This window comes from Pseudomonas sp. Leaf59, from assembly GCF_920984685.1.
Taxonomy (GTDB): domain Bacteria; phylum Pseudomonadota; class Gammaproteobacteria; order Pseudomonadales; family Pseudomonadaceae; genus Aquipseudomonas.
The window spans coordinates 59,305-79,305 of sequence record NZ_CAKLBR010000009.1 but is presented as its reverse complement, the minus strand read 5'-3'; the positions used below and the strand labels follow the sequence as shown (position 1 = coordinate 79,305).

At 60.3% G+C, this 20,001-nt stretch carries 21 protein-coding genes; 12 read left to right on the top strand and 9 right to left on the bottom strand.

Features of this window, described 5'->3' with window-relative positions; all coding sequences use genetic code 11:
* Positions 1 to 45: 45 nt before the first annotated feature.
* Complete coding sequence (gene cysQ / locus LUB09_RS12145; RefSeq protein WP_209987323.1) at positions 46 to 882, bottom strand: 3'(2'),5'-bisphosphate nucleotidase CysQ; 837 nt, start codon at positions 880 to 882, stop codon at positions 46 to 48.
* A complete protein-coding gene (nudE, locus tag LUB09_RS12140) occupies positions 879 to 1,445 on the bottom strand; it encodes an ADP compounds hydrolase NudE (protein WP_209987319.1) in 567 nt (188 codons plus the stop codon). Before nudE ends, cysQ begins: the two co-directional genes overlap by 4 nt.
* Positions 1,446 to 1,532: 87 nt before the next feature.
* Between nudE and yrfG the strand changes: the two genes are divergently transcribed.
* Positions 1,533 to 2,195 carry a GMP/IMP nucleotidase gene (yrfG, locus tag LUB09_RS12135; protein ID WP_209987315.1) on the top strand — a complete coding sequence of 221 codons (663 nt, stop codon included), beginning with the start codon at positions 1,533 to 1,535 and terminating at the stop codon, positions 2,193 to 2,195.
* Between the two features lie 107 nt (positions 2,196 to 2,302).
* On the opposite strand, the gene lysM is transcribed toward yrfG, so the two are convergent.
* Entirely contained in the window at positions 2,303 to 2,743 is a 441-nt protein-coding gene (gene lysM, locus LUB09_RS12130; protein ID WP_231422677.1) for a peptidoglycan-binding protein LysM, read from the bottom strand.
* A 133-nt stretch (positions 2,744 to 2,876) separates the two neighbouring features.
* Between lysM and LUB09_RS12125 the strand changes: the two genes are divergently transcribed.
* The 4 genes from LUB09_RS12125 to LUB09_RS12110 all read left to right on the top strand — a co-directional run bounded on the left by LUB09_RS12125 (position 2,877) and on the right by LUB09_RS12110 (position 7,719).
* On the top strand, positions 2,877 to 3,764 hold the full coding sequence (locus tag LUB09_RS12125) for a LysR family transcriptional regulator (protein WP_231422676.1): 888 nt from the start codon (positions 2,877 to 2,879) through the stop codon (positions 3,762 to 3,764).
* 97 nt (positions 3,765 to 3,861) lie between these two features.
* Positions 3,862 to 4,701 (top strand): formate dehydrogenase accessory sulfurtransferase FdhD, encoded by an 840-nt coding sequence (fdhD, locus tag LUB09_RS12120; protein ID WP_209987306.1) that lies wholly within the window; start codon positions 3,862 to 3,864, stop codon positions 4,699 to 4,701.
* On the top strand, positions 4,698 to 7,046 hold the full coding sequence (locus tag LUB09_RS12115) for an FdhF/YdeP family oxidoreductase (RefSeq protein ID WP_231422675.1): 2,349 nt from the start codon (positions 4,698 to 4,700) through the stop codon (positions 7,044 to 7,046). Before fdhD ends, LUB09_RS12115 begins: the two co-directional genes overlap by 4 nt.
* Before the next feature lie 199 nt (positions 7,047 to 7,245).
* Positions 7,246 to 7,719, top strand: a complete 474-nt coding sequence (locus tag LUB09_RS12110; RefSeq protein ID WP_209987301.1) for a glycine zipper domain-containing protein — start codon at positions 7,246 to 7,248, stop codon at positions 7,717 to 7,719.
* A gap of 73 nt (positions 7,720 to 7,792) precedes the next feature.
* Here the strand turns inward: LUB09_RS12110 and LUB09_RS12105 are convergent, their stop codons facing one another.
* Both LUB09_RS12105 and LUB09_RS12100 read right to left on the bottom strand, forming a co-directional pair.
* On the bottom strand, positions 7,793 to 8,224 hold the full coding sequence (locus LUB09_RS12105) for an acyl-CoA thioesterase (protein ID WP_231422674.1): 432 nt from the start codon (positions 8,222 to 8,224) through the stop codon (positions 7,793 to 7,795).
* Positions 8,225 to 8,249: 25 nt separating this feature from the next.
* Positions 8,250 to 10,187 carry a RecQ family ATP-dependent DNA helicase gene (locus LUB09_RS12100; RefSeq protein WP_231422673.1) on the bottom strand — a complete coding sequence of 646 codons (1,938 nt, stop codon included), beginning with the start codon at positions 10,185 to 10,187 and terminating at the stop codon, positions 8,250 to 8,252.
* Positions 10,188 to 10,420: 233 nt separating this feature from the next.
* On the opposite strand from LUB09_RS12100, the gene LUB09_RS12095 reads away from it, so the two are divergent.
* The 3 genes from LUB09_RS12095 to LUB09_RS12085 all read left to right on the top strand — a co-directional run bounded on the left by LUB09_RS12095 (position 10,421) and on the right by LUB09_RS12085 (position 11,955).
* Positions 10,421 to 10,591, top strand: coding sequence for a YhfG family protein (locus LUB09_RS12095; RefSeq protein WP_003236014.1), 171 nt, complete (start codon positions 10,421 to 10,423; stop codon positions 10,589 to 10,591).
* Complete coding sequence (locus tag LUB09_RS12090; RefSeq protein WP_231422672.1) at positions 10,591 to 11,190, top strand: putative adenosine monophosphate-protein transferase Fic; 600 nt, start codon at positions 10,591 to 10,593, stop codon at positions 11,188 to 11,190. The genes LUB09_RS12095 and LUB09_RS12090 overlap by 1 nt, the downstream gene beginning before the upstream one ends.
* Before the next feature lie 408 nt (positions 11,191 to 11,598).
* Positions 11,599 to 11,955, top strand: coding sequence for a DUF1493 family protein (locus LUB09_RS12085; protein ID WP_209990613.1), 357 nt, complete (start codon positions 11,599 to 11,601; stop codon positions 11,953 to 11,955).
* A gap of 124 nt (positions 11,956 to 12,079) precedes the next feature.
* On the opposite strand, the gene LUB09_RS12080 is transcribed toward LUB09_RS12085, so the two are convergent.
* Entirely contained in the window at positions 12,080 to 13,621 is a 1,542-nt protein-coding gene (locus LUB09_RS12080) for a phosphoenolpyruvate carboxykinase (RefSeq protein WP_209987288.1), read from the bottom strand.
* A 179-nt stretch (positions 13,622 to 13,800) separates the two neighbouring features.
* Entirely contained in the window at positions 13,801 to 14,703 is a 903-nt protein-coding gene (hslO, locus tag LUB09_RS12075) for an Hsp33 family molecular chaperone HslO (protein ID WP_209987286.1), read from the bottom strand.
* A gap of 125 nt (positions 14,704 to 14,828) precedes the next feature.
* On the opposite strand from hslO, the gene LUB09_RS12070 reads away from it, so the two are divergent.
* On the top strand, positions 14,829 to 15,632 hold the full coding sequence (locus LUB09_RS12070) for a phosphatase PAP2 family protein (protein WP_231422671.1): 804 nt from the start codon (positions 14,829 to 14,831) through the stop codon (positions 15,630 to 15,632).
* Positions 15,633 to 15,748: 116 nt separating this feature from the next.
* On the opposite strand, the gene LUB09_RS12065 is transcribed toward LUB09_RS12070, so the two are convergent.
* Positions 15,749 to 16,156, bottom strand: coding sequence for an RNA-binding S4 domain-containing protein (locus LUB09_RS12065; protein WP_003236026.1), 408 nt, complete (start codon positions 16,154 to 16,156; stop codon positions 15,749 to 15,751).
* A 116-nt stretch (positions 16,157 to 16,272) separates the two neighbouring features.
* On the opposite strand from LUB09_RS12065, the gene rimA reads away from it, so the two are divergent.
* The 3 genes from rimA to rimK are packed head-to-tail and all read left to right on the top strand — an operon-like array spanning position 16,273 to position 18,450.
* Positions 16,273 to 17,052, top strand: a complete 780-nt coding sequence (gene rimA, locus LUB09_RS12060) for a S6 modification regulatory phosphodiesterase RimA (protein ID WP_209987279.1) — start codon at positions 16,273 to 16,275, stop codon at positions 17,050 to 17,052.
* Positions 17,053 to 17,065: 13 nt separating this feature from the next.
* The gene (gene rimB, locus LUB09_RS12055) at positions 17,066 to 17,548 is read left to right on the top strand and encodes a retropepsin-like aspartic endopeptidase RimB (RefSeq protein WP_057009853.1); all 483 of its coding nucleotides are present in this window, start codon (positions 17,066 to 17,068) and stop codon (positions 17,546 to 17,548) included.
* A complete protein-coding gene (rimK, locus tag LUB09_RS12050) occupies positions 17,545 to 18,450 on the top strand; it encodes a 30S ribosomal protein S6--L-glutamate ligase (protein WP_003171022.1) in 906 nt (301 codons plus the stop codon). Before rimB ends, rimK begins: the two co-directional genes overlap by 4 nt.
* 143 nt (positions 18,451 to 18,593) lie before the next feature.
* Here rimK and LUB09_RS12045 read toward each other — a convergent pair whose 3' ends face one another.
* Entirely contained in the window at positions 18,594 to 19,907 is a 1,314-nt protein-coding gene (locus LUB09_RS12045; RefSeq protein WP_231422670.1) for an ATP-binding protein, read from the bottom strand.
* Positions 19,908 to 20,001: the final 94 nt, after the last annotated feature.

Below are 20,001 nucleotides of genomic sequence, written 5' to 3'. Positions count from 1 at the left end.
TGGGAGGAGGCTTGCCCCCTCCCACATTTTTAATTTGCGCAGGTCTTAAGACCTGGCCAGGCTCAACAGGCGATCGCGCCACGCCGCCTTCGCCGGTAACGCCAGAAAGAAAGGGTTGAGCAACGATTCCCGCGCCGGATAACTGAACCGCTCGCCGTTCAACTCCAACACCTCACCGCCCGCGCCTTCCAGTACACCCTGGGCCGCCGCCGTATCCCACTGCGACGTGGGCGCCAGGCGTGGGTAACAATCGGCACTGCCTTCAGCCAATAGGCAGAACTTCAGTGAGCTGCCGATATTCGCCAGCTTCAACTCACCCAGGCCCTGGCTCAAGCCGTCCAGCAAGCGCTCCTGCTCGGGACTGCTGTGGCGGCGGCTGGCGACGACGGTAAACGCTTCGCCTGCAGCCGGAGTCTTGCGCACCTGGATCTGCCGGGGCGCTTCGTTTACATCCGAACGCCACGCGCCCAGGCCTGCACCACCGAAGTAGCAACGACCGCTGGTGGGCATCGACACCACGCCAAACACCACGCGGCCCTGTTCGATCAACGCCACGTTGACGGTAAATTCTTCACTGCCGCTGATGAACTCCTTGGTGCCATCCAGCGGGTCCACCAGCCACCAGCGCTGCCAACCGGCGCGCACGCTCTGGTCGATATCGGCGTCCTCTTCGGACAACACGGGAATACTCGGGTCCAGTGCAGTCAGGCCGGCGAGGATAAGGTGGTGAGCGGCCAGGTCCGCCGCCGTCACCGGCGAATCATCTGCCTTGGCGGTGACCGCCACATCGGCGCGCCAATACGGCAGGATCACTTCACCGGCCTGGCGTGCCAACTCAATCACGGGGGCGATCAACGGGTGGCCTAAAAACAGTTCGCTCATGCGCTGAACGCTCCTCGCTGGGTCAACAGGTCTCGTACCAGGTACAGCGCAGCCAATGCACGGCCTTCGCTGAACTGCTCGTTTTGCGCCAGTTGCGACAGCTCGCGCAGGTTGACCCTGTCTACACGCATCGGCTCGGGTTCATCGCCTTCCAGGCGTTCTTCGTACAGCTCGGTGGCCAGTACCACCTGGATTTTCTGGCTCATGTAGCCAGGCGACAACGACAGCTCGGTAATGTGCTCCAACTGCCGCGCGCCGAAGCCCGCTTCCTCCTTGAGCTCGCGGTTTGCCGCCGCCAGTACGTCCTCGCCAGGCTCGATCAACCCCTTTGGCAAGGAAAGCTCATACTCGTCGATCCCGCCACAGTATTCCTCGATCAGCAGCGCGTGGTCCGCATCGATCATCGCCACGATCATCACCGCGCCATAACCGGCGCCGCGTCCAACCAGACGCTCGTAGGTCCGTTCAACGCCATTGGAAAAGCGCAGTTGCACTTCCTCCACGCGGAACAAACGGCTACTGGCGACGATTTCGCGGGCGAGGACGGTGGGTTTCTGGCGCATGAGAGGCTCCTTGGCGTGATCGGGTTACTATACCGTGGCTTTTCCGATTGTCTGTGTCGGATATCTTTACTTACATGAGACCGCCCCATGCCCGCTTTGCCCTGGCACGCCATCGACACCGTCCTGCTGGACATGGACGGTACCCTGCTCGACCTGCATTACGACAACCACTTCTGGATGGAGCACCTGCCCCAACGCTACGCTGACCTGCACGGGGTGAGTCGGGCCATGGCCGCGATGGAGCTGCAGCCGCTGTTCGAGCGTAACGCCGGACAATTGCAATGGTATTGCCTGGACTTCTGGAGCACCGAACTGAAACTCCCGGTGCGCGAACTCAAGCTGGAAACCGCCGACCTGATCGCCCTGCGACCGGATGCCGACACGTTTCTGGCGGCGATCAAACAGGCCGGCAAGCGGGTGATCATGATCACCAACGCCCATCGTGACTCGTTGTCGCTGAAGCTGGAGCGCATTGAACTGGCGCCGTATTTCGAGCGATTGATCAGTTCCCACGACTATGGTTTCGCCAAGGAAAACCCACAGTTCTGGGATGCCCTGCAGGCCGATATCGGCTTCGACCCCGCACGCAGTCTGTTTATCGATGACACCTTGCCGATTCTGCGCAGTGCGCGGGATTTCGGCGTGGGGCATTTGCTGGCGGTGAAAGAGCCGGACAGCAGGAAGGGACCCAAGGACACCGCTGAATTTACCGCGGTCGACGACTACCGCGATCTCATTGCCGGGCTCTGACCACTGCGGGAGGGGGCTTGCTCCCGATAGCGGTGCATCAGAATCACCTCGGTGACTGACACTGTGCTATCGGGAGCAAGCCCCCTCCCACATTTTTGATTTGCGTATTACTCGGGAATACGCAGTGTCTGGCCCGGATAGATTTTGTCCGGATGCGACAACAGCGGCTTGTTGGCCTCGAAGATCTTGTTGTACTGGTTGGCGTTACCGTACACCGCCAGGGAAATCGCGCTGAGGGTGTCGCCTTTTTTCACCACCACGAAACGGGCGGCAGCCACGGCCGGGCCGGATACGGTGATCTGATCATCGACGCTCGCAACGCCTGCAATATTGCCGGCAGCCAGAAGGACTTTCTCCTTCTCTTCCTGACTGGCAACGGTTCCCGTCAGCGTGACCTTGTCCCCCTCGACAGTGGCGTGCACGTCCGGATTGCCCAACCCGACCTTCTCGATGTGTTTTTTCAAATCATCGCTGGCATTGGCATTACCCGGTGTGAGCAGGTCGATCAGCTTCTCGCCTGCTTCCTTGACAAAACTCAAAAGACTCATGGTGCGCTCTCCTTGGTAGTTGTGTTCCAGATTGCTCAAGACTAGACCCGTCCACACCTGGATGGGTTCCGGCCCGAGCACAGACCCAAACGCGCTAGAATCCCCCGCCATTGGAATAAGCCCCGGAGCGAAGATGGACATCAAACAGTTGAAATTCCTCATCGCCCTCGACGAAACCCGTCACTTCGGCCAGGCGGCGGCGCGTTGCCACATCACCCAGCCGACGCTGTCGATGCGCCTGCGCAGCCTGGAAGACGAGTTGGACCTGCCGCTGGTCAATCGCGGCCAACGTTTCGAAGGCTTCACCGCCCCCGGCGAACGCGTGCTGGCCTGGGCCCGTACCGTGCTGGCGGCGTATGACGGCTTACAGGCCGAGGCGGCCGCCTGTCGCGGCAATCTGGTGGGTACGCTGCGCCTGGGCGTGGTACCGCTGTCGAGCTTTGACCCGTTGGCGCTGATGCAGCAACTGCACAAGGAGCACCCCAGCCTTCGCTTTGAATTGTCGGCCCTCAGCTCCGAACAGATTCTGGAACAACTGTCGAGCAACCGGCTGGACCTTGGCGTTTCGTACCTGGAGCGCCTGGACAACGAACGCTTCGACTCCCTGGTCCTTGGCGAAACGCGCATGGGTCTGCTCTACGATCAACGCTTCTTCAGCTTCGGCGATACGCCGTTGAGCTGGGAGTCGCTGATTGAGCTGCCCCTGGGCATGCTCACCAGCGGCATGCACTTTCGCCAGTCCATCGACCACAACTTCCACAGCCGTGGCCTCAACCCACAGCCGTTGTTACAGACCGACGCCGTTCATCAGTTGCTTCAAGCGGTGCACGGCGGGCTGTGTTGTGCAGTGATGCCACTGGAGGGCGGCCTGGATGCGCTCACCGAGCATCTGCGCCTGCAACCCATCGAAGATGCCCACACCCTCGCGCGCCTGGGGTTGATCATGCGCCGCAGCGCACCACGCTCGGCCCTGGCGGAGGCCTGCTTCGCACTGCTTCAGAAATCGCCGACAGCTTCTTGATCGACGTCATCTATCGGCAGATCAGTACTGGCGATTAGACGCGACGCTTTGTCGCGCCTAGTCTAAGCACTGACCAATCCGCCGATGGTACTGCCCCATGAACGCCAAGCACCCGGTCTGCGCGGCGCCCGCTCTCGACACACCTGCGCCCGCGGCCAGCCAGAGCTACCAGTTCTGCAATCTTGAACACACTGAAGTCGCCAGCACCGCGCTGGCCGAAGAAGTGGCGTTGGCGATTGCCTACAACGACATCAGCCAGGCCGTCATGCTGGTGACGCCAACGGACCTGGAAGACTTTATCGTCGGCTTCAGCCTGGGCAGCGGCATCATTGCCGACGTCAGCGACATTTATGACCTCAAACTCAGTGGTTCCGGTTCGGCGCAGTACGCTCAGGTGCAGATTTCCAGCCGTGCGTTCTGGAACCTCAAGCAGCAGCGCCGCCAACTGGCAGGCACCAGCGGCTGTGGGTTGTGCGGCGTCGAAGCGGTGGAACAAGCCTTGCCGGACCTCAACGTACTGCCCGGCGCGCCGTTGCCGCCTGCTGACTGGCTGAACGGTCTGCGTCAACGCATCAGCGCATTTCAGCCGTTGGGCCAGCACAGCGGCGCCGTGCACGCAGCGGTGTTCATGAACGGCCAGGGCGAGTTGCTGCTGGGCCGCGAAGACATCGGCCGGCATAACGCCCTCGACAAGTTGATCGGTGCATTGATTCGCCAAAAGATCCCTACCGACGGCGGCCTGGCGATTGTCACCAGCCGTTGCAGCCTCGAATTGATTCAGAAAGTCCTGCGCGCGGGCATCCAGACTCTGGTCAGCCTGTCGTCGCCCACCGGCCTGGCCCTGCAATGGGCGCGCCGGCACAACCTCAATCTCATCCACCTGCCGCAGAAAAGTGCGCCGCGGGTCTACAGCCCCGCGATGGAGAACCAGCCGTGAGCAATCATCATCAAGCCGACCAAACCCCGACCCCACGCTACAAGCCCTACAAAGGCCCGGCCGGCGGCTGGGGCGCACTGATCAGCGTGGCCCAGGCGTGGTTGACCAGCGACAATGCGCTGAAAAACCTGCGCATGATGCTCAAGACCAACCAGAACGGCGGATTCGACTGCCCGGGCTGCGCCTGGGGTGACTCGCCGGAAAGCGGCATGGTCAAGTTCTGCGAAAACGGCGCCAAGGCGGTCAACTGGGAGGCCACCAAGCGCCGGGTCGATGCGGCATTCTTTGCCAAGCACAGCGTCACCGCGCTGCTGGAACAGAGCGACTACTGGCTCGAGTACCAGGGCCGCCTGACTGAGCCGATGCGTTATAACGCCGAAACCGACCGCTATCAGCCGGTCAGCTGGGAAGCGGCATTCGACCTGATTGGCAAGCATCTCAATGCTTTGCCCAGCCCGGACATGGCCGAGTTCTACACCTCGGGCCGCGCCAGCAACGAAGCGGCGTACCTGTATCAGCTGTTCGTGCGCGCCTACGGTACCAACAACTTTCCGGATTGCTCGAACATGTGCCACGAGGCCAGTGGCGTAGCCCTGGCGCAAAGCGTGGGCGTCGGCAAAGGCACCGTGACCTTTGATGACTTCGAACATGCCGATGCGATCTTCGTGTGGGGCCAGAACCCCGGCACCAACCACCCGCGCATGCTCGAACCGCTGCGTGAAGCGGTTAAACGCGGCGCCCAGGTGGTGTGCATCAACCCGCTCAAAGAGCGCGGTCTGGAACGCTTCCAGCACCCGCAGCATCCGCTGGAAATGCTTACCAACGGTGACAAACCTACCAACACCGCCTACTTCCGTCCCGCGCTGGGCGGCGACATGGCCATCCTGCGCGGCATGGCCAAGTTCCTGCTGCTGTGGGAACGCCAGGCCCAGGCCGAAGGCAAGGAAGCGGTGTTCGACCACGACTTCCTCAACGAACACACCGCCAACGTGCTCGATTACCTGGCCAGGATCGACGACACCTCGTGGGATGAAATCGTCGAACAGTCCGGCCTCCCCCTGGTCGAGATCGAGCAGGCCGCGCGCATGTACGCCAAGGGCAAGAACGTGATCATGTGCTGGGCGATGGGCATCACCCAGCATCGCCATTCGGTGCCGACCATCCAGGAAATCGCCAACCTGATGCTGCTACGCGGCAACATTGGCCGCCCCGGCGCTGGCTTGTGCCCGGTGCGTGGCCACAGCAACGTGCAGGGCGACCGCACCATGGGCATCAACGAGCGCCCACCGGTGGCGTTTCTGGATTCCCTGGAGCGGCGCTTCCAGTTCCAGGTGCCACGCACCAACGGCCACAACGTGGTGGAAGCGATTCACGCCATGCTCGAAGGCCGCTCCAAAGTCTTCATCGCCCTGGGCGGTAACTTCGCCCAGGCCACGCCGGACAGTTCGCGCACCTTCGAAGCGCTGCGCAATTGCGACCTGACCGTGCAGATCAGCACCAAGCTCAACCGCAGCCACCTGATGCATGGTAAGGACGCCCTGATTTTGCCGTGCCTGGGCCGTACCGACATCGACATCCAGGCCGACGGCCCGCAGGCGGTAACGGTAGAGGATTCGTTCAGCATGGTTCACGGCTCCAATGGCCAGCTGCAACCGCTGTCGAAGCTGATGAAATCGGAGCCAGCGATTATCGCCGGCATCGCCGCCGCCACTCTGGGCAGCAAGCCGGTGGACTGGAACTGGCTGGTGGCCGACTACGGGCGCATTCGCGACCTGATCGCCGACACCATCCCAGGCTTCAAGGACTTCAACGAACGCATCAAGCACCCCGGCGGTTTCTACCTCGGCAACTCGGCCGGCGCGCGTCGCTGGAACACCCCGCTGGGCCGCGCCAACTTCCGTGCGAACATCCTGCCCAAGGACCTGATCCACGAACGCACCCACGCCACGGGCCGGGTGCCAGACCTGATCATGCAATCGATGCGCTCCCACGATCAGTACAACACCACCATTTATGGCCTGGACGACCGTTATCGTGGAGTGAAAGGCCAACGTGACGTGCTGTTCGTCAACGAAGCGGACATCATCCGCCTGGGCTTCAAGCCGGGGCAGAAGGCCGACATCGTGTCGCTGTGGGAAGACGGCCGTGAGCGCCGCGTAAAGGGCTTCACCCTGCTGGCCTTTGATATTCCGGCCGGCCAGGCCGCCGCGTACTACCCGGAAGTGAACCCGCTGGTGCCGCTGGAAAGCACCGGGGATGGCAGCCATACGCCGACCTCGAAGTTCGTGGCGATCCGCCTGGAAGCGGCGAGTGACAACGGCTTGATCATGGCCCGCACCGCATAAATCATAGGCACAAAAAAGGCCGCTTTTGTATAAAAGCGGCCGTTCCGAAGTCAATAGAGACTGGCTAAAACGACTTAAGTTCCCTATACAAAACAGCAAGTTAGCGAATTGTATACAACTATAGCCACTGGTCGGATTTCGATTGTCAGCACTCTCCCACGACCTCAGGATCGCGGCGTCATCCTCTTGAGGTCTCCCTATGAAGTTCTCCTCGATTCTTTTGCTGTCCTTTAGCCTCGCCAGCGGCGCAGCCATGGCAGGTGGCACCACCGAAGCCGGTGTGGGCGGCGCATTGGGTGGGGTTCTGGGTTCGGTTGTAGGCCAGCAGATCGGCGGCAACACAGGTTCGGCCATCGGCGCAGCCCTGGGTGGCGCGGGCGGCAGCGCGGTGGGCGCCGACAAACGCAGCCGTGGCGAAGCCGCCATCGGCGGTGCGTTGGGCGCGGCCGGTGGCAACGTGGTAGGTCGCAGCGTTGGCGGCAACACCGGCAGCCTGGTTGGCGCAGCCGCCGGCGGCGGCGCTGGCGGCGCGCTGGGCAACTACATGGGCAACAAGAGTGATGACGATGATCGCCGCTACCGTGGGCGCGACAATCGCCGTTATGACCGTGATGACCATCGCGGCCGTGGCCATGCCTATGGGCATCGCAAGCATCACCATCGTCACCGCTGAGGTCTGAAGACCACAGCACATCCAGGGTGGGAGGGGCTTGCTCCCTCCCACATTTGGATCGGTGGTGTTGCGGCTAAATAACCAATCGCTGCAGCGCATCGCGCAACTTCTGCGCGATCGTCACAGGTCGGTTCGAAGCCCGATCCACGAATACATGCACAAACCGCCCCGCCGCACAGGCCTCTTCCTCGCCGGCCTTGAACACCGCCACCTCATACTGCACCGAACTGTTGCCCAACTTGCCCACGCGCAGGCCGACGTCGATGCGCTCGGGAAAGGCAATCGACGCAAAATAATCACACGCCGAACTCACCACAAAGCCCACCACCTCGCCGTCATGAATGTCCAACCCGCCTTGCTCGATCAGGTAGGTATTCACCGCCGTATCGAAAAAGCTGTAGTAGGTGACGTTGTTCACATGGCCATACACATCATTGTCGTGCCAGCGTGTGATGATCGGCTGGAAATGAGCGTAGTCGGCGCGTTTCGGCACTGAGTCAGGCATTGGCAAATCTCTTCAAGGTGGCTGTTTACAGGTCCTGCAAATGGGCATCGGCCCACTCGCGAACCTCTGCGTAGGGATACTCCTCCAGCGCGGCAAACCCGGGAATGCTGCGCGCCTTCAACCGGGTAAACAATGGCACGCTGATGCCGCCGAGAAAACGCGTAAGCCGTTCGGCGCCCGGCAAATCGCCGGTGTGTTCATGATGCCTGTGGATAAAATCACCGCTCAGGCCCATGAAGTTTTTATCCACAAGCGGCGCCAGGCCAGGCGGCGGTGGAAGGTGCGCGATATGGCCGTGGCACACCGAGCAATGTCCACAACGGTGCGGCGCCTGGTCATCGCCGAAATACTGTGCCAGACGTTGCCCCAGGCAGTGTTCGGTGGCGAACAGATCAAGCATGGCGTGAATACGCGCCACTTCCGTCACCTCGTGTTGCTTGAAGCCTGTGTATAACTCGGTGCTCAATACCTGCGGGTCGAAATCCGTATTCAGCAAACTGTAGACCTCGGTCATCTGCTTGCTCTCCAGCTCGATCAGCCCCTGCTCCTGGAAGTAATCCAGGGCCTTCACGACCCGATTGCGCTCAGCGCCATGCTGTTGATAAAGCACATCGAAATCCACCGTCGCCCAGGTTTTGGCGCGCTTGCACACCTGGATGATTGCCGCGACAAACTGCTGCCGCTCGCCGGAAAAACGCGCCAGCAAGGCCTCGGGCTCAATCAGGTATTTGAAACGGTACTCGGCATAAAACGCATAGCGCGGCGCGATCACGCCCTTGAGTTCGAGTTGTACCAGCAAGGTCTTGAGCGGCAACTCGCGGATATTGCTGTGGTCCGACAGCGAGCGCAGCAAAAACTCCCACTGCCCCTCGCTGCGTGACGCCTGCAACTCGTCCAGCACACGGCGGATGCCTTCCTGCTCTGGCGTGTCGCCGTACACGAAATTTTCCAGCACGTTGAGGCTGTCACGGTTGGCCAGCACCAGGCAGTCCGATGGCTGCCCGTCACGTCCTGCGCGGCCGATTTCCTGGCTGTAGTTCTCGATGGACTTGGGCAGGTCGAAGTGCACCACGTTGCGGATATCACTCTTGTCGATACCCATGCCGAACGCGATGGTCGCAACGATGCAATTGGAGCGCCCGCCCATGAATCGCTGCTGGATGCCCTCGCGTTTATCGTGCGGCAAGCCGGCGTGATACGCCTCGGCCTGGATGCCGTTGCGGTTCAGGTGCTCGGCGATCTGCTCGGCGGTTTTTTGCAGGGTGACATAGACGATGCTCGGCTGGTTGGGCCGCTCGCTCATCCACTGCACCAGGCGCCGGCGTTTGTTCGCGCCGCTCACCGGCTCCACCAACAGGTTGAGGTTGGGCCGATAGAAGCCTGTGGTGATCACATCGCCGGGCGCAATGGCGAACTTGGCCTGCATGTCGGCAATCACCTTGGGCGTTGCCGTAGCCGTCAGCAGAAGGGCTTGCGGGATATTGAACTGGCGTTGGTAGTCCGGCAGCTTCAGGTAGTCCGGACGAAAGTTGTGGCCCCACTCGGAAATACAGTGGGCTTCGTCCACCACCAACAATGAAATCGGCACGCTTTGCAGGAAGTTACGAAAGCGCTCGTTCTTCAGACGCTCCACGGAAATCATCAGGATCTTCAGCTCACCGGAGCGCGCACGCGCCATCACCTCATTGGCGTCCTCGCGACTTTGCGCCGAATCGATGCTGCCGGCTGAAATCCCGTGGCGCTGCAGAAAGCCCAACTGATCCTGCATCAACGCCAGCAGCGGTGAAACCACCAGCGTCAGGTGCGGGAGCAAAACCGCCGACAGCTGATAGCACAGGGATTTACCGGAGCCGGTGGGGAAAATAGCAGCCGCCGAGCGCCCGGCCAGCACGGCGCTGACCACTTCTTCCTGGCCCGAACGAAACTGTGGATAACCAAAGACCTGCTGGAGGGTGTCGTGCATAGGCTGTCACTCCATTGACCGCTGAGGGTGGCTTAGAAACGTAGCTCACCCGGGTCAGCGAATCGAGAAAGGTCGCGTGGAAAAAAGAGACAGGATGATACACAGCGGGGTGGAAAGCAGGACTATTCGCGCAAGCTTGTAGGAACAACTACCATATCTTGCCTATCCAAAGACTGCCTTCGCGCAGACGCATTGCGCTACAATCAAGCCTTGCTACCTAGGAGTACGCTGCGATGAGCGAACTGACGTTTGAGCAAAAACAGGATCATTACCACAAGATCCGCCGTTCCAATTACTTGGCCAGCTTGCGCCTGGAGGGGTTCGACACCCAGCCGGCGGACGTCGACAAACCGCTGCCCACTCGCGAAGCCGTCCTTGCCAAGTACCGCAATACCCCGCGCTGATGCTCGACAAATACGGGGTGGGCCAGGATCCTTACTGCTATCCCGGTAGCAGCGTCCTGCGCAACCGCCTCGATTTGCTCGATGAAGCACGCTTGCATGAAGCCGAGCGGGAACTGTCCGAAATCGCCATAGGCAATCTTCCCCTCTTCCCGCCGCCCTACGACCTTGATCGCCTGCAAAACATTCACCGCACTTTATTTGGCGATATTTACGACTGGGCCGGCGAACTGCGCAGCGTCAATATCCAGAAAGGCGACACGCTGTTCTGCACGCCCGAGCGTATCCTTCCGGAAGCGGAGAAGATTATTCGGCATATGGAAGAGGCGAACTGGTTTGTCGGCGCCCCCCAGGCTGAACTGGTGACTCGAATCGCTGAAGTTTATGGCGACCTCAACGTCATCCACCCTTTTCGCGAAGGCAATGGCCGGGCACAACGGATCCTGTTTGAACAAATCATCGTAAATGCGGGGTTCTCGGTGAACTGGTGGCTGGTAAAAGACGTAGCGTGGATACCTGCGAACATCGACGCGGTGGCGTGTGATTACAGGGGGCTGGAAACGATTTTCAAGCGCTGCATAAGCACACCTGCAAGATCCTGATCGCTCCCATAGTTGGGCAGTTGCGGCCGAAAGATCGACGCCAAGCTGAAGATGCCGATAATCACTGTAGGAAAAGACGAAATACCGCGCAATCCGCTTCCCAAATTGCAAAAAACACCTGCTTACCCCTCTATTGAATATCCCTCTTACTGACCGAAACTAACGTTCTCTCCACTTTCTCGGTAAAGCCCGTGAACATCGAAAGGACTCAACACAGCGACCGTTGCGGTTTCAAATTTGCCGTGATTCGCCCTTCAAGAACAATCCGACAACGCCAGGGCGGTCACTTCAATGACTGAATATATCTTCTGGATCAGTCTGACTCTCTTCCTGGTTATTTCTGCCCTGATCACCCGAAACAGATACCGCCAACGACGTAATGCTCATCCACTGCTGCGAACCCACACCATGAACCTGGCTCCCAACTTCCCCGAAGACTCCGACATGCAGCAACTCCTGCAACTGCTGCACGAAGAAATTGGATTGCCGCAACATAAAACCCTTCGCCTGCAAACCGCGATCAATCTCGACCTGGGCTGCGACGGCGGCGACGCCAGGCAATTGATGGAGGCGCTGGAGCAGGATTTCGCCGTCGACCTGGGCGACTACGATGCCTACCGTTACTTCCAGCCGCCGGTGTTTGACGTCTTCCTCAAACACCGCGCCAAAGGCCGTGGTGAAAAGATCCCGCTGACCATCGGCATGCTCTACCTGGCCATCAAGACCCACAGCTGGGACACGCAGACACTGGAAAACCTGAGTTAAGTGCATCACAGATGAAAACTGTGGGAGGGGGCGTGCTCCCTCCTGCCACTGAATCCATATTGACCTGGCGAGCAGGCACAAAAAAGCCGCCCAATGAGGGCGGCTTTTTCATAACGATCGAGTCTTACAACTTGGGACCCGCCGCCTTGATCGCATCACTCACTTCAAACTTCTTGAAGTTCTCGACAAACAACCCGGCCAGCGCCTTCGCCGCTTCGTCATAAGCAGCCTTGTCGGCCCAGGTATTACGCGGGTTCAGCAAACCGGTCTCGACACCCGGCACCGCCAACGGCACGTCCAGGTTGATGGTGTCCAGGTGCTCGGTCTCGGCACCGATCAACGCGCCGCTCTGGATGGCGGCGATCACGCCGCGAGTGGTCGGGATGTTGAAGCGTTTGCCGACGCCGTAGCCGCCGCCGGTCCAGCCGGTGTTGACCAGGTAGACCTTGGAGCCGAAGCCGCGGATGCGCTTGATCAGCAGCTCCGCGTATTCGCCGGCCGGGCGTGGGAAGAACGGCGCGCCGAAGCAGGTGGAGAAGGTCGACTTGATGCCGCCGCCGGAGCCCATTTCGGTCGAGCCCACCAGAGCGGTGTAGCCGGACAGGAAGTGGTAGGCCGCTTGTTCTTCGCTGAGGATCGACACGGGCGGCAGTACGCCGGTCAGGTCGCAGGTCAGGAAGATCACCGCGTTTGGCTCGCCGCCCAGGTTCTTTTCGGAACGCTTGGCTACGTGCTCCAGTGGGTAGGCTGCGCGGCTGTTCTGGGTCAGGCTGACGTTGGTGTAGTCGGCGTGCCCGGCCTCGTCGATGACGACGTTTTCCAGCACGGCGCCGTGCTTGATGGCTTTCCAGATCACCGGCTCGTTCTTCTCGGAGAGGTCGATGCACTTGGCATAGCAACCGCCTTCGATGTTGAACACCACGCCCTCGCCCCAACCGTGTTCGTCGTCACCGATCAGGTAACGGCTTTCGTCGGCGGACAGGGTGGTCTTGCCGGTGCCCGACAGGCCGAAGAACAGCGTCACGTCGCCTGCTTCGCCAATGTTGGCGGCGCAGTGCATCGGCAGCACGTCGGAGGCCGGCAGCAGGAAGTTCTGCACCGAGAACATGGCTTTCTTCATTTCACCGGCGTAGCGCATGCCGGCGATCAGTACTTTTTTCTGTGCGAAATTGAGGATCACGCAACCGTCGGAGTTGGTGCCGTCACGCTCAGGCACGCACTCGAAGTTGGCCACGTTGAGCACTTGCCACTCTTCACGGCCGGCCGGGTTGTACTGGGCCGGGTTGATGAACAGGCAGCGACCGAACAGGTTCTGCCAGGCCGTCTGGGTGGTCATTTTCACGGCCAGGTAGTGGTCTTCTGCGGCCCCTACGTGAACGTGGGAAACGAAGTGCTCTTGCGCGTTGTTGAATGCCTCGACGCGAGCCCACAGGGCATCGAACTTGTCGGCCGGGAACTTGCGGTTGATCGGGCCCCAGGCGATGGAAGCCTGAGTGGAAGGCTCTTCAACGATGAAACGGTCGACCGGCGAACGGCCGGTACGGTGACCGGTTTCAACGACCAGTGCGCCAGTATCGGCAAGCACGCCTTCACCGCGCTGCAGGGCTTCTTTAACCAGATCGTCAACACTCAGATCGGTGTATACGGCGTTGTTGGCTTGCGTCATGAGGTTCCCCGTCGGCCTATGGCCGAGTGCTCCAAACGTTTTGTAGTAGAAAGTTGCGCACTACTACCGCGAAAAAAGTGGGCCGGATTATGCCAGAAAAGCCCAAAAAGAGTAGGGCCCTCCCGTCAGAACAGCGCTATCTCGGCATTTCTCAGGTGATTTACCTGTGCTTAAACGTTTTAGTGGCGGGTGTCGGAAGGGGTATCGATGCCTGCGCCGGCGAATAATTGAGCAACATCGGCCGCATCGAACAGGTAGCGCTGGTTGCAGAACTGGCAATCGATCTCGATATGGCCGCCGTGTTCGACTACCAGATTCTGTGCATCTTCCAGTCCCAGGCTGACCAGCGCGTTGCCGGAACGCTCGCGCGAGCAGCTGCAGTGGAAACGCAGGGTTTGCGGGTCGAACAGGCGCACGGCTTCTTCGTGGTAAAGGCGGTGCAGGATGGTCGGGTTATCCAGGCCCAGCAGCTCTTCCGCCGTGAGAGTGCCGGCCAGGGCGGTGAGGTTGCGCCAGCTTTCGGCGCGGTCATCGTCGTCCTTGATGCGGTCCGCCGGCAGTTGTTGCAGCAGCAGGCCACGGGCGCGCTTGCCGTCGGCGTTGAGCCAGAACCTGGTGCCGACCTGCTGGGACATCACGAAATAGTTGGTGAAGCAGTCCGACAGGGTGTCGCCATCGAGGTCGACAATGCCTTGATAGCGCTGGCCGACCGTGGGATCGACGGTCAGCGCCAGCACGCCGTTGGGCATCAAGTCGCTCAACGTGGCGTCAGGGGCGATCAGGTCGGCGTCGTAACGGGCCAGGCCACGGATGTCGCGCTCGCTGGAACACTCGATCATCAGCAAGGGAATCGGGCCTTCGGAGCGGGCCTGCAAAATCAGCAAACCATCGAACTTCATGGTGCCCACCAGCAGCGCCGCAGCCGCCATCAACTCACCGAGCAATTGCGCGACCGGCTCCGGATAGGCGTGCTTGGCGAGGACTTCGGCATAGCTGCGCTCCAGCGAGACCAGTTCGCCGCGGGCGTCGTTCTCGTCGAAGATGAAGCGTTGGGTGAAGTCGGTATCCGGTAGATCAGTCATAGGTCTGGGTATCTGAATTGATGACAAAATGATTACAACGTTTATAAAATTAAACGCTTTAGCACCATCTTGGTGCGGTTTTCTCCTGGAAACAGAGAACTTACTAGAGCGAAGAGGGACAGTTTATGAACAATCCGGGTTTGTTCCAAGCCAAGTGGAACCTCCGGCGATGGGCTCTTTGCAATCTACTCGCTATCGGACTGCTGTGTTTTTGGCTGTGGCCCACGGGCCAGATGCTGTGTGTGATTTTCGACGAATGGCTGTTTCACCTGCTCAATGACCCACTGGCGACCAGCGCAACCTGGCTGCACATGTGGGCCGTGGCCAGTCTGCGCCCTTTTGATGCGGTGGTTGGCGTGATTTTGCTGGCGCTGCTGGTTCGCGGTGACTGGGTGTTCAAGACGGTACAGGTACGCCAGGCTTTCTTTGGCTTTCTCGGTATTCTGCTGTTGCTGCTGTTTATCCGCATGCTGTTTTCCAAACTCGCCGCGCACATGGGCTGGCAACACAGCAGCCCGTCGATGGTGATCGGCGGTGCCGTGCAGATGAGCGACTACTTCCCCGGGCTTGAGAAGACCTGGGAGCTGAAGGACCGTTCGAGCCAGAGTTTCCCAGGGGATCATGCTTCGGTGCTGCTGATCTGGGGCATGTTCATGACGGTGTTTGCCCGTAACATCGGCCAGGTGCTGGTGATCTGGGGCCTGGCGCTGCTGTTCATGATGCCGCGCCTGGTGGCGGGCGCACATTGGGGGCAGGACGATTATATCGGTGGCGTTTTGCTGGCATTGCTCGCATTGGGATGGGGGTATTACACACCTTTTGCGGCGAAGGTGTCGGGGGCGTTGCTGCGCGTGACGGCGCCGGTCTTCGGGTTGCTGGGTAAGCTGCCGGTGATTGGGCGATTGAGTGTCATACGACAAACTGCGTAACGCCGAGCCTGTAATGTGGGAGGGGCTTGCTCCCGATGAGGGAGTGTCAGGGCATGCAAAGGTGACTGATACACCGCAGTCGGGAGCAAGCCCCCTCCCACATTTGAACCGCGAGATCAGTCGTCATTGCCGCTGCCGCGAAACTTGAACAGATCGCGACGCTGCTTCTTGCTCGGCTTGCCATCCGTGGTCAGGCCTGACGCCCCGGCCTTGCGCATGGCCGCAGCGTTTTCACGTTTGGCGATGCTCGCCTCGGTCTCGGCGTACAGTGCCTGCGCCTCGGGAGCGCCACGGCGCACGATAGAAAGCGCCTGCACCACGATGGTTTTTTCATCAAACCCTGTACGAATCTGAAACTCGTCACCGACACGCGGTTCCTTGCCCGGCTTGCAGCGTTCGCCGCGATGGTGCACCTTGCCGCTCTCGATGGCAGCCTTGGCCAGGGCACGGGTTTTATAGAACCGCGCCGCCCACAGCCACTTGTCCAAACGGACCTTTTCTTCCTCTTCCTGCTTCTGAGCCACTTGAATTCCTCGCTCTGAAAAATGTCGCAACCTTACCGTCGAAACCCTTCGACGCATAAACCCCAAGGCTCACCTAAGATACGCCGGGTAGCACCCTGTTTTCGCGAGGATACGCTGTGACCGACTTCCCCACTTCACTCACCTCGCCCAATCAGCGTTGCGTGGGTTGCCAGCAAAGCGAGCCGCTGAGCTTCGACTTTGCCTTCGCCTACCAGCCTATCGTAGACCTGCGCGATCATTCCATTTTTGCCCACGAGGCGCTGGTGCGAGGCCCTCACGGTGAAGGCGCGCTCTCGGTGCTGAACCAGGTCAATGACGGCAACCGCTACCGCTTCGACCAGCGCTGCCGCACCCAGGCCATCGCCCGCGCGGCGGCGCTGGACATGCAGAGCCATCTTTCAATCAACTTCATGCCCAACGCGGTGTATCGGCCGGAGCTGTGTATCCGCAGTACCCTGGAGGCGGCGCGGGCACACAATTTTCCGCTGAACCGGCTGATTTTCGAGACGCTGGAAAGCGAGTACGTCGATAACTATCGCCATTTGACCAATATTCTGCGTGAATACCGCGAATTCGGCTTCAAGACCGCCATCGACGATTTCGGCGCGGGCTATTCGGGGCTGAATCTGCTGGCCGATTTCCAACCTGACCTGATCAAACTCGACATGGCGCTGATCCGCGATATCGACAAGGACCGTGTCCGTCAGGTGATCGTCCGGGGGATTGTCACAATCTGTGAGCAGTTGGGGGTTACTGTCATCGCCGAGGGCATCGAGAGTGCCGGCGAGCGCGATTTCCTGTCCGACTGTGGAATATTTCTGATGCAGGGCTACTGGTTCGCCAGGCCCGCATTCAACGCCCTGGCCAAGGTTGCTCCTCAAGCCTGGGCGAATTGACCGGTTATCTATATTGAAGACATTTGACCATTTGACCGTTGTGGGTCTGCGTGAATGGGTGGCCCTTCCCGATCTGGGGGTGGCGGGCCTGCGCGCGAAGATCGACACCGGGGCCAGTACCTCGAGCCTGCACGCCACCGATATCGAGCCGTTTGAGCGCGATGGTGCGCAGTGGGTACGCTTTACCGCACACCTGGGCACCGTCGTGCAACTGCGTCATCGCCGCTGCGAGGCGCCGCTGGTGACCATGAAGACCATCAAGAGCTCCAACGGTCACGCGCAGGTGCGCTATGTGATCAGCACCACGCTGGCGTTGGGTGATCGGGTGTGGCGCGTGGAGTTCACCCTGGCTTGCCGCAAAGCCATGCGTTACCGCCTGTTGCTAGGCTCCAAGGCGCTGATTGACGGCCAATTGGTGGTCAGTCCCGGCGTCAAGTACGTTCAAGACAAGCCGGTGTTCCCGGTCTCTACTATTTCTGCCCCAGGTGCTGCATGAAGATTGCTGTGCTGTCGCGAAACCCGCGTCTGTATTCCACCCGCCGCCTGGTTGAGGCCGGCACCGAACGTGGCCACGAAATGGTGGTGATCGACACGTTGCGTGCCTATATGAACATTGCCAGCCACAAGCCGCAGATCCACTACCGGGGCAAGCCGCTGGAAGGGTTTGATGCAGTGATCCCGCGCATCGGCGCATCGGTGACCTTCTACGGCTGCGCGGTGCTGCGCCAGTTTGAAATGATGGGGGTGTTCCCCCTCAATGAGTCCGTGGCCATTGCCCGCTCGCGGGACAAGTTACGCTCGCTGCAACTGCTGTCGCGCCGTGGCATCGGCCTGCCGGTCACCGGTTTTGCCCACTCACCCGACGACATCCCGGACCTGATCGAAATGGTCAACGGCGCACCGCTGGTGATCAAGGTGCTGGAGGGGACCCAGGGCATCGGCGTGGTGCTGTGTGAAACGGCGACTGCCGCCGAGTCGGTGATCGAGGCGTTTATGGGCCTCAAGCAAAACATCATGGTGCAGGAATACATCAAGGAGGCCGGCGGCGCGGATATTCGCTGCTTCGTGGTGGGTGACAAGGTGATTGCCGCAATGAAGCGCCAGGCCAAACCGGGCGAATTCCGCTCCAATCTGCACCGTGGTGGCAGCGCCAGCCTGATCAAGATCACCCCGGAAGAACGCATGACCGCATTACGCGCAGCCAAGGTGATGGGGCTGGCCGTGGCGGGTGTGGATATCCTGCGCTCCAACCATGGCCCGCTGGTGATGGAGGTGAACTCATCGCCAGGGCTGGAGGGGATCGAGACCACCACAGGCAAGGACGTGGCGGGGATCATCATTCAGCACCTGGAAAAGAATGGTGGCCCGAACATGACCAGGACCAAGGGCAAGGGCTGAAACCCTTCCTCCTCTGACACACCATAAAACCAAATGTGGGAGGGGGCTTGCTCCCGACAGCAGAGTGTCAGTCAAACATTTTTGACTGAGACATCGCTATCGGGAGCAAGCCCCCTCCCACATTTATTACCCTGTGCTGCTCGTCAAACAGCGTCTCTTGGCAACATTAGCCCCAACGGCAAGCGCACCCGCGCCTCCAACCCACCGTCCTCACGGTTGCGCAGTTCAACATTGCCGCCATGCATCGACGCAATCCGCCGCACAATCGCCAGTCCCAGCCCCGTGCCTTTGCCGCCACGGGCACGGTCACCACGGGTGAACGGGTTGAAAATGCCTTCCAGTTCGGCGGGATCGATACCGGCGCCGCGGTCCATCACGCTCAGCACCACATAGGGTGCCGTACTTTCCCCGGACACATAGGCTGCCACCTCCACATCGGAACCGGCATGGTGCAAGGCGTTGCCGATCAGATTGTTCAGCAGGCGCTTCATCGAAACCCTGCGCAAAGCAAACGGCTGGATCGGCTCCAGGCGCGTGCGCACCTGTTCGCCGTTCTGGTTGTAGGGCGCCACGACTTCACGTACCAGGTCCGTCAGGTCGACTTCTTCAACCAGTTCATCACGGCCGTCGCGGATAAACGCCAGAAACTGATCCAGAATCGCATCCATGTCCTCGATGTCGCGAACCATGTCGTCCGTCAGGTCGCTGTGATTGCCCATCAATTCCAGCGACAGCCGCAAGCGCGTCAGCGGCGTTCGCAGGTCATGGGACACCCCCGCCAGCATCAGCTCCCGCTCGCGCCCGGCCTGTTCGACGTCTTCCGCCATCTGGTTGAACGCACCGTACACCTCGGTCATTTCGCTGGGTGTGTCACTCACCGGTAGCCGCACACTGCGTCCCTGGCCGAGTTGGCGGGCGGCGAATACCAGGCGCTTAAGCGGCTGGTTGAGCTGACGCACAAAAATCCACGCGGAGGCGGTGGAGAGCAAACCGATCGCCAGAAACCAGCCAAGCACGTTCCAGATCTTCTGGCCGCGCAACGGGTGCGGATACAGCGGCACTTTCAGCCAGTCTTCACCCAGACTCGGCGCACGCACCCACAAGGCAGGCGACACATGCATGCGCAAGCGCACCTCGGTGTCTTCACCGAGCTCGGCCTGCATCTGGCGCTGATAGATTTCGCTGTAGGGCCAATGCTGCTCACCCTCCGGCACGCCTGCACCGGCAACACGCACCAGCGTGGCGGCCTTGGCGATCTTCTCGCGGTTTTCGGGGTCGGCCGCCCAATAGGCACGCAGCGTCAGCGCGACGCCGTGGCTGTATTGCCGGTCCACCAGCACGTCCTCGTTCATCAGCAGATAAACCAGTGTGAGTGCCTTGGAAAACAGAACGACGATCAACACCAGCCAAAGGGTGCGCGAGAAGAAACTTTGTGGGAACCACAATGGGGTTTTCATAAAAGACAGCTGGACACCTGGCAGGAAAAAGCAGCGCTCGCAGAATTGCAGACGCCGAGCATCCCGTCGACCCTCAAGGGGTCAAACGCCGGGA

Excerpts from the sequence above, each read along its gene's own strand:
- fdhD (WP_209987306.1), top strand. The coding sequence starts at position 3,862 with ATGAACGCCAAGCACCCGGTCTGCGCGGCGCCCGCTCTCGACACACCT.
- rimK (WP_003171022.1), top strand. The coding sequence starts at position 17,545 with ATGAAGATTGCTGTGCTGTCGCGAAACCCGCGTCTGTATTCCACCCGC.
- LUB09_RS12045 (WP_231422670.1), bottom strand. The coding sequence starts at position 19,907 with ATGAAAACCCCATTGTGGTTCCCACAAAGTTTCTTCTCGCGCACCCTT.
- LUB09_RS12100 (WP_231422673.1), bottom strand. The coding sequence starts at position 10,187 with ATGCACGACACCCTCCAGCAGGTCTTTGGTTATCCACAGTTTCGTTCG.
- LUB09_RS12085 (WP_209990613.1), top strand. The coding sequence starts at position 11,599 with ATGAACCTGGCTCCCAACTTCCCCGAAGACTCCGACATGCAGCAACTC.
- cysQ (WP_209987323.1), bottom strand. The coding sequence starts at position 882 with ATGAGCGAACTGTTTTTAGGCCACCCGTTGATCGCCCCCGTGATTGAG.
- LUB09_RS12095 (WP_003236014.1), top strand. The coding sequence starts at position 10,421 with ATGAGCGAACTGACGTTTGAGCAAAAACAGGATCATTACCACAAGATC.
- nudE (WP_209987319.1), bottom strand. The coding sequence starts at position 1,445 with ATGCGCCAGAAACCCACCGTCCTCGCCCGCGAAATCGTCGCCAGTAGC.
- LUB09_RS12090 (WP_231422672.1), top strand. The coding sequence starts at position 10,591 with ATGCTCGACAAATACGGGGTGGGCCAGGATCCTTACTGCTATCCCGGT.
- lysM (WP_231422677.1), bottom strand. The coding sequence starts at position 2,743 with ATGAGTCTTTTGAGTTTTGTCAAGGAAGCAGGCGAGAAGCTGATCGAC.
- LUB09_RS12110 (WP_209987301.1), top strand. The coding sequence starts at position 7,246 with ATGAAGTTCTCCTCGATTCTTTTGCTGTCCTTTAGCCTCGCCAGCGGC.
- yrfG (WP_209987315.1), top strand. The coding sequence starts at position 1,533 with ATGCCCGCTTTGCCCTGGCACGCCATCGACACCGTCCTGCTGGACATG.
- LUB09_RS12080 (WP_209987288.1), bottom strand. The coding sequence starts at position 13,621 with ATGACGCAAGCCAACAACGCCGTATACACCGATCTGAGTGTTGACGAT.
- hslO (WP_209987286.1), bottom strand. The coding sequence starts at position 14,703 with ATGACTGATCTACCGGATACCGACTTCACCCAACGCTTCATCTTCGAC.
- LUB09_RS12105 (WP_231422674.1), bottom strand. The coding sequence starts at position 8,224 with ATGCCTGACTCAGTGCCGAAACGCGCCGACTACGCTCATTTCCAGCCG.
- LUB09_RS12125 (WP_231422676.1), top strand. The coding sequence starts at position 2,877 with ATGGACATCAAACAGTTGAAATTCCTCATCGCCCTCGACGAAACCCGT.
- LUB09_RS12070 (WP_231422671.1), top strand. The coding sequence starts at position 14,829 with ATGAACAATCCGGGTTTGTTCCAAGCCAAGTGGAACCTCCGGCGATGG.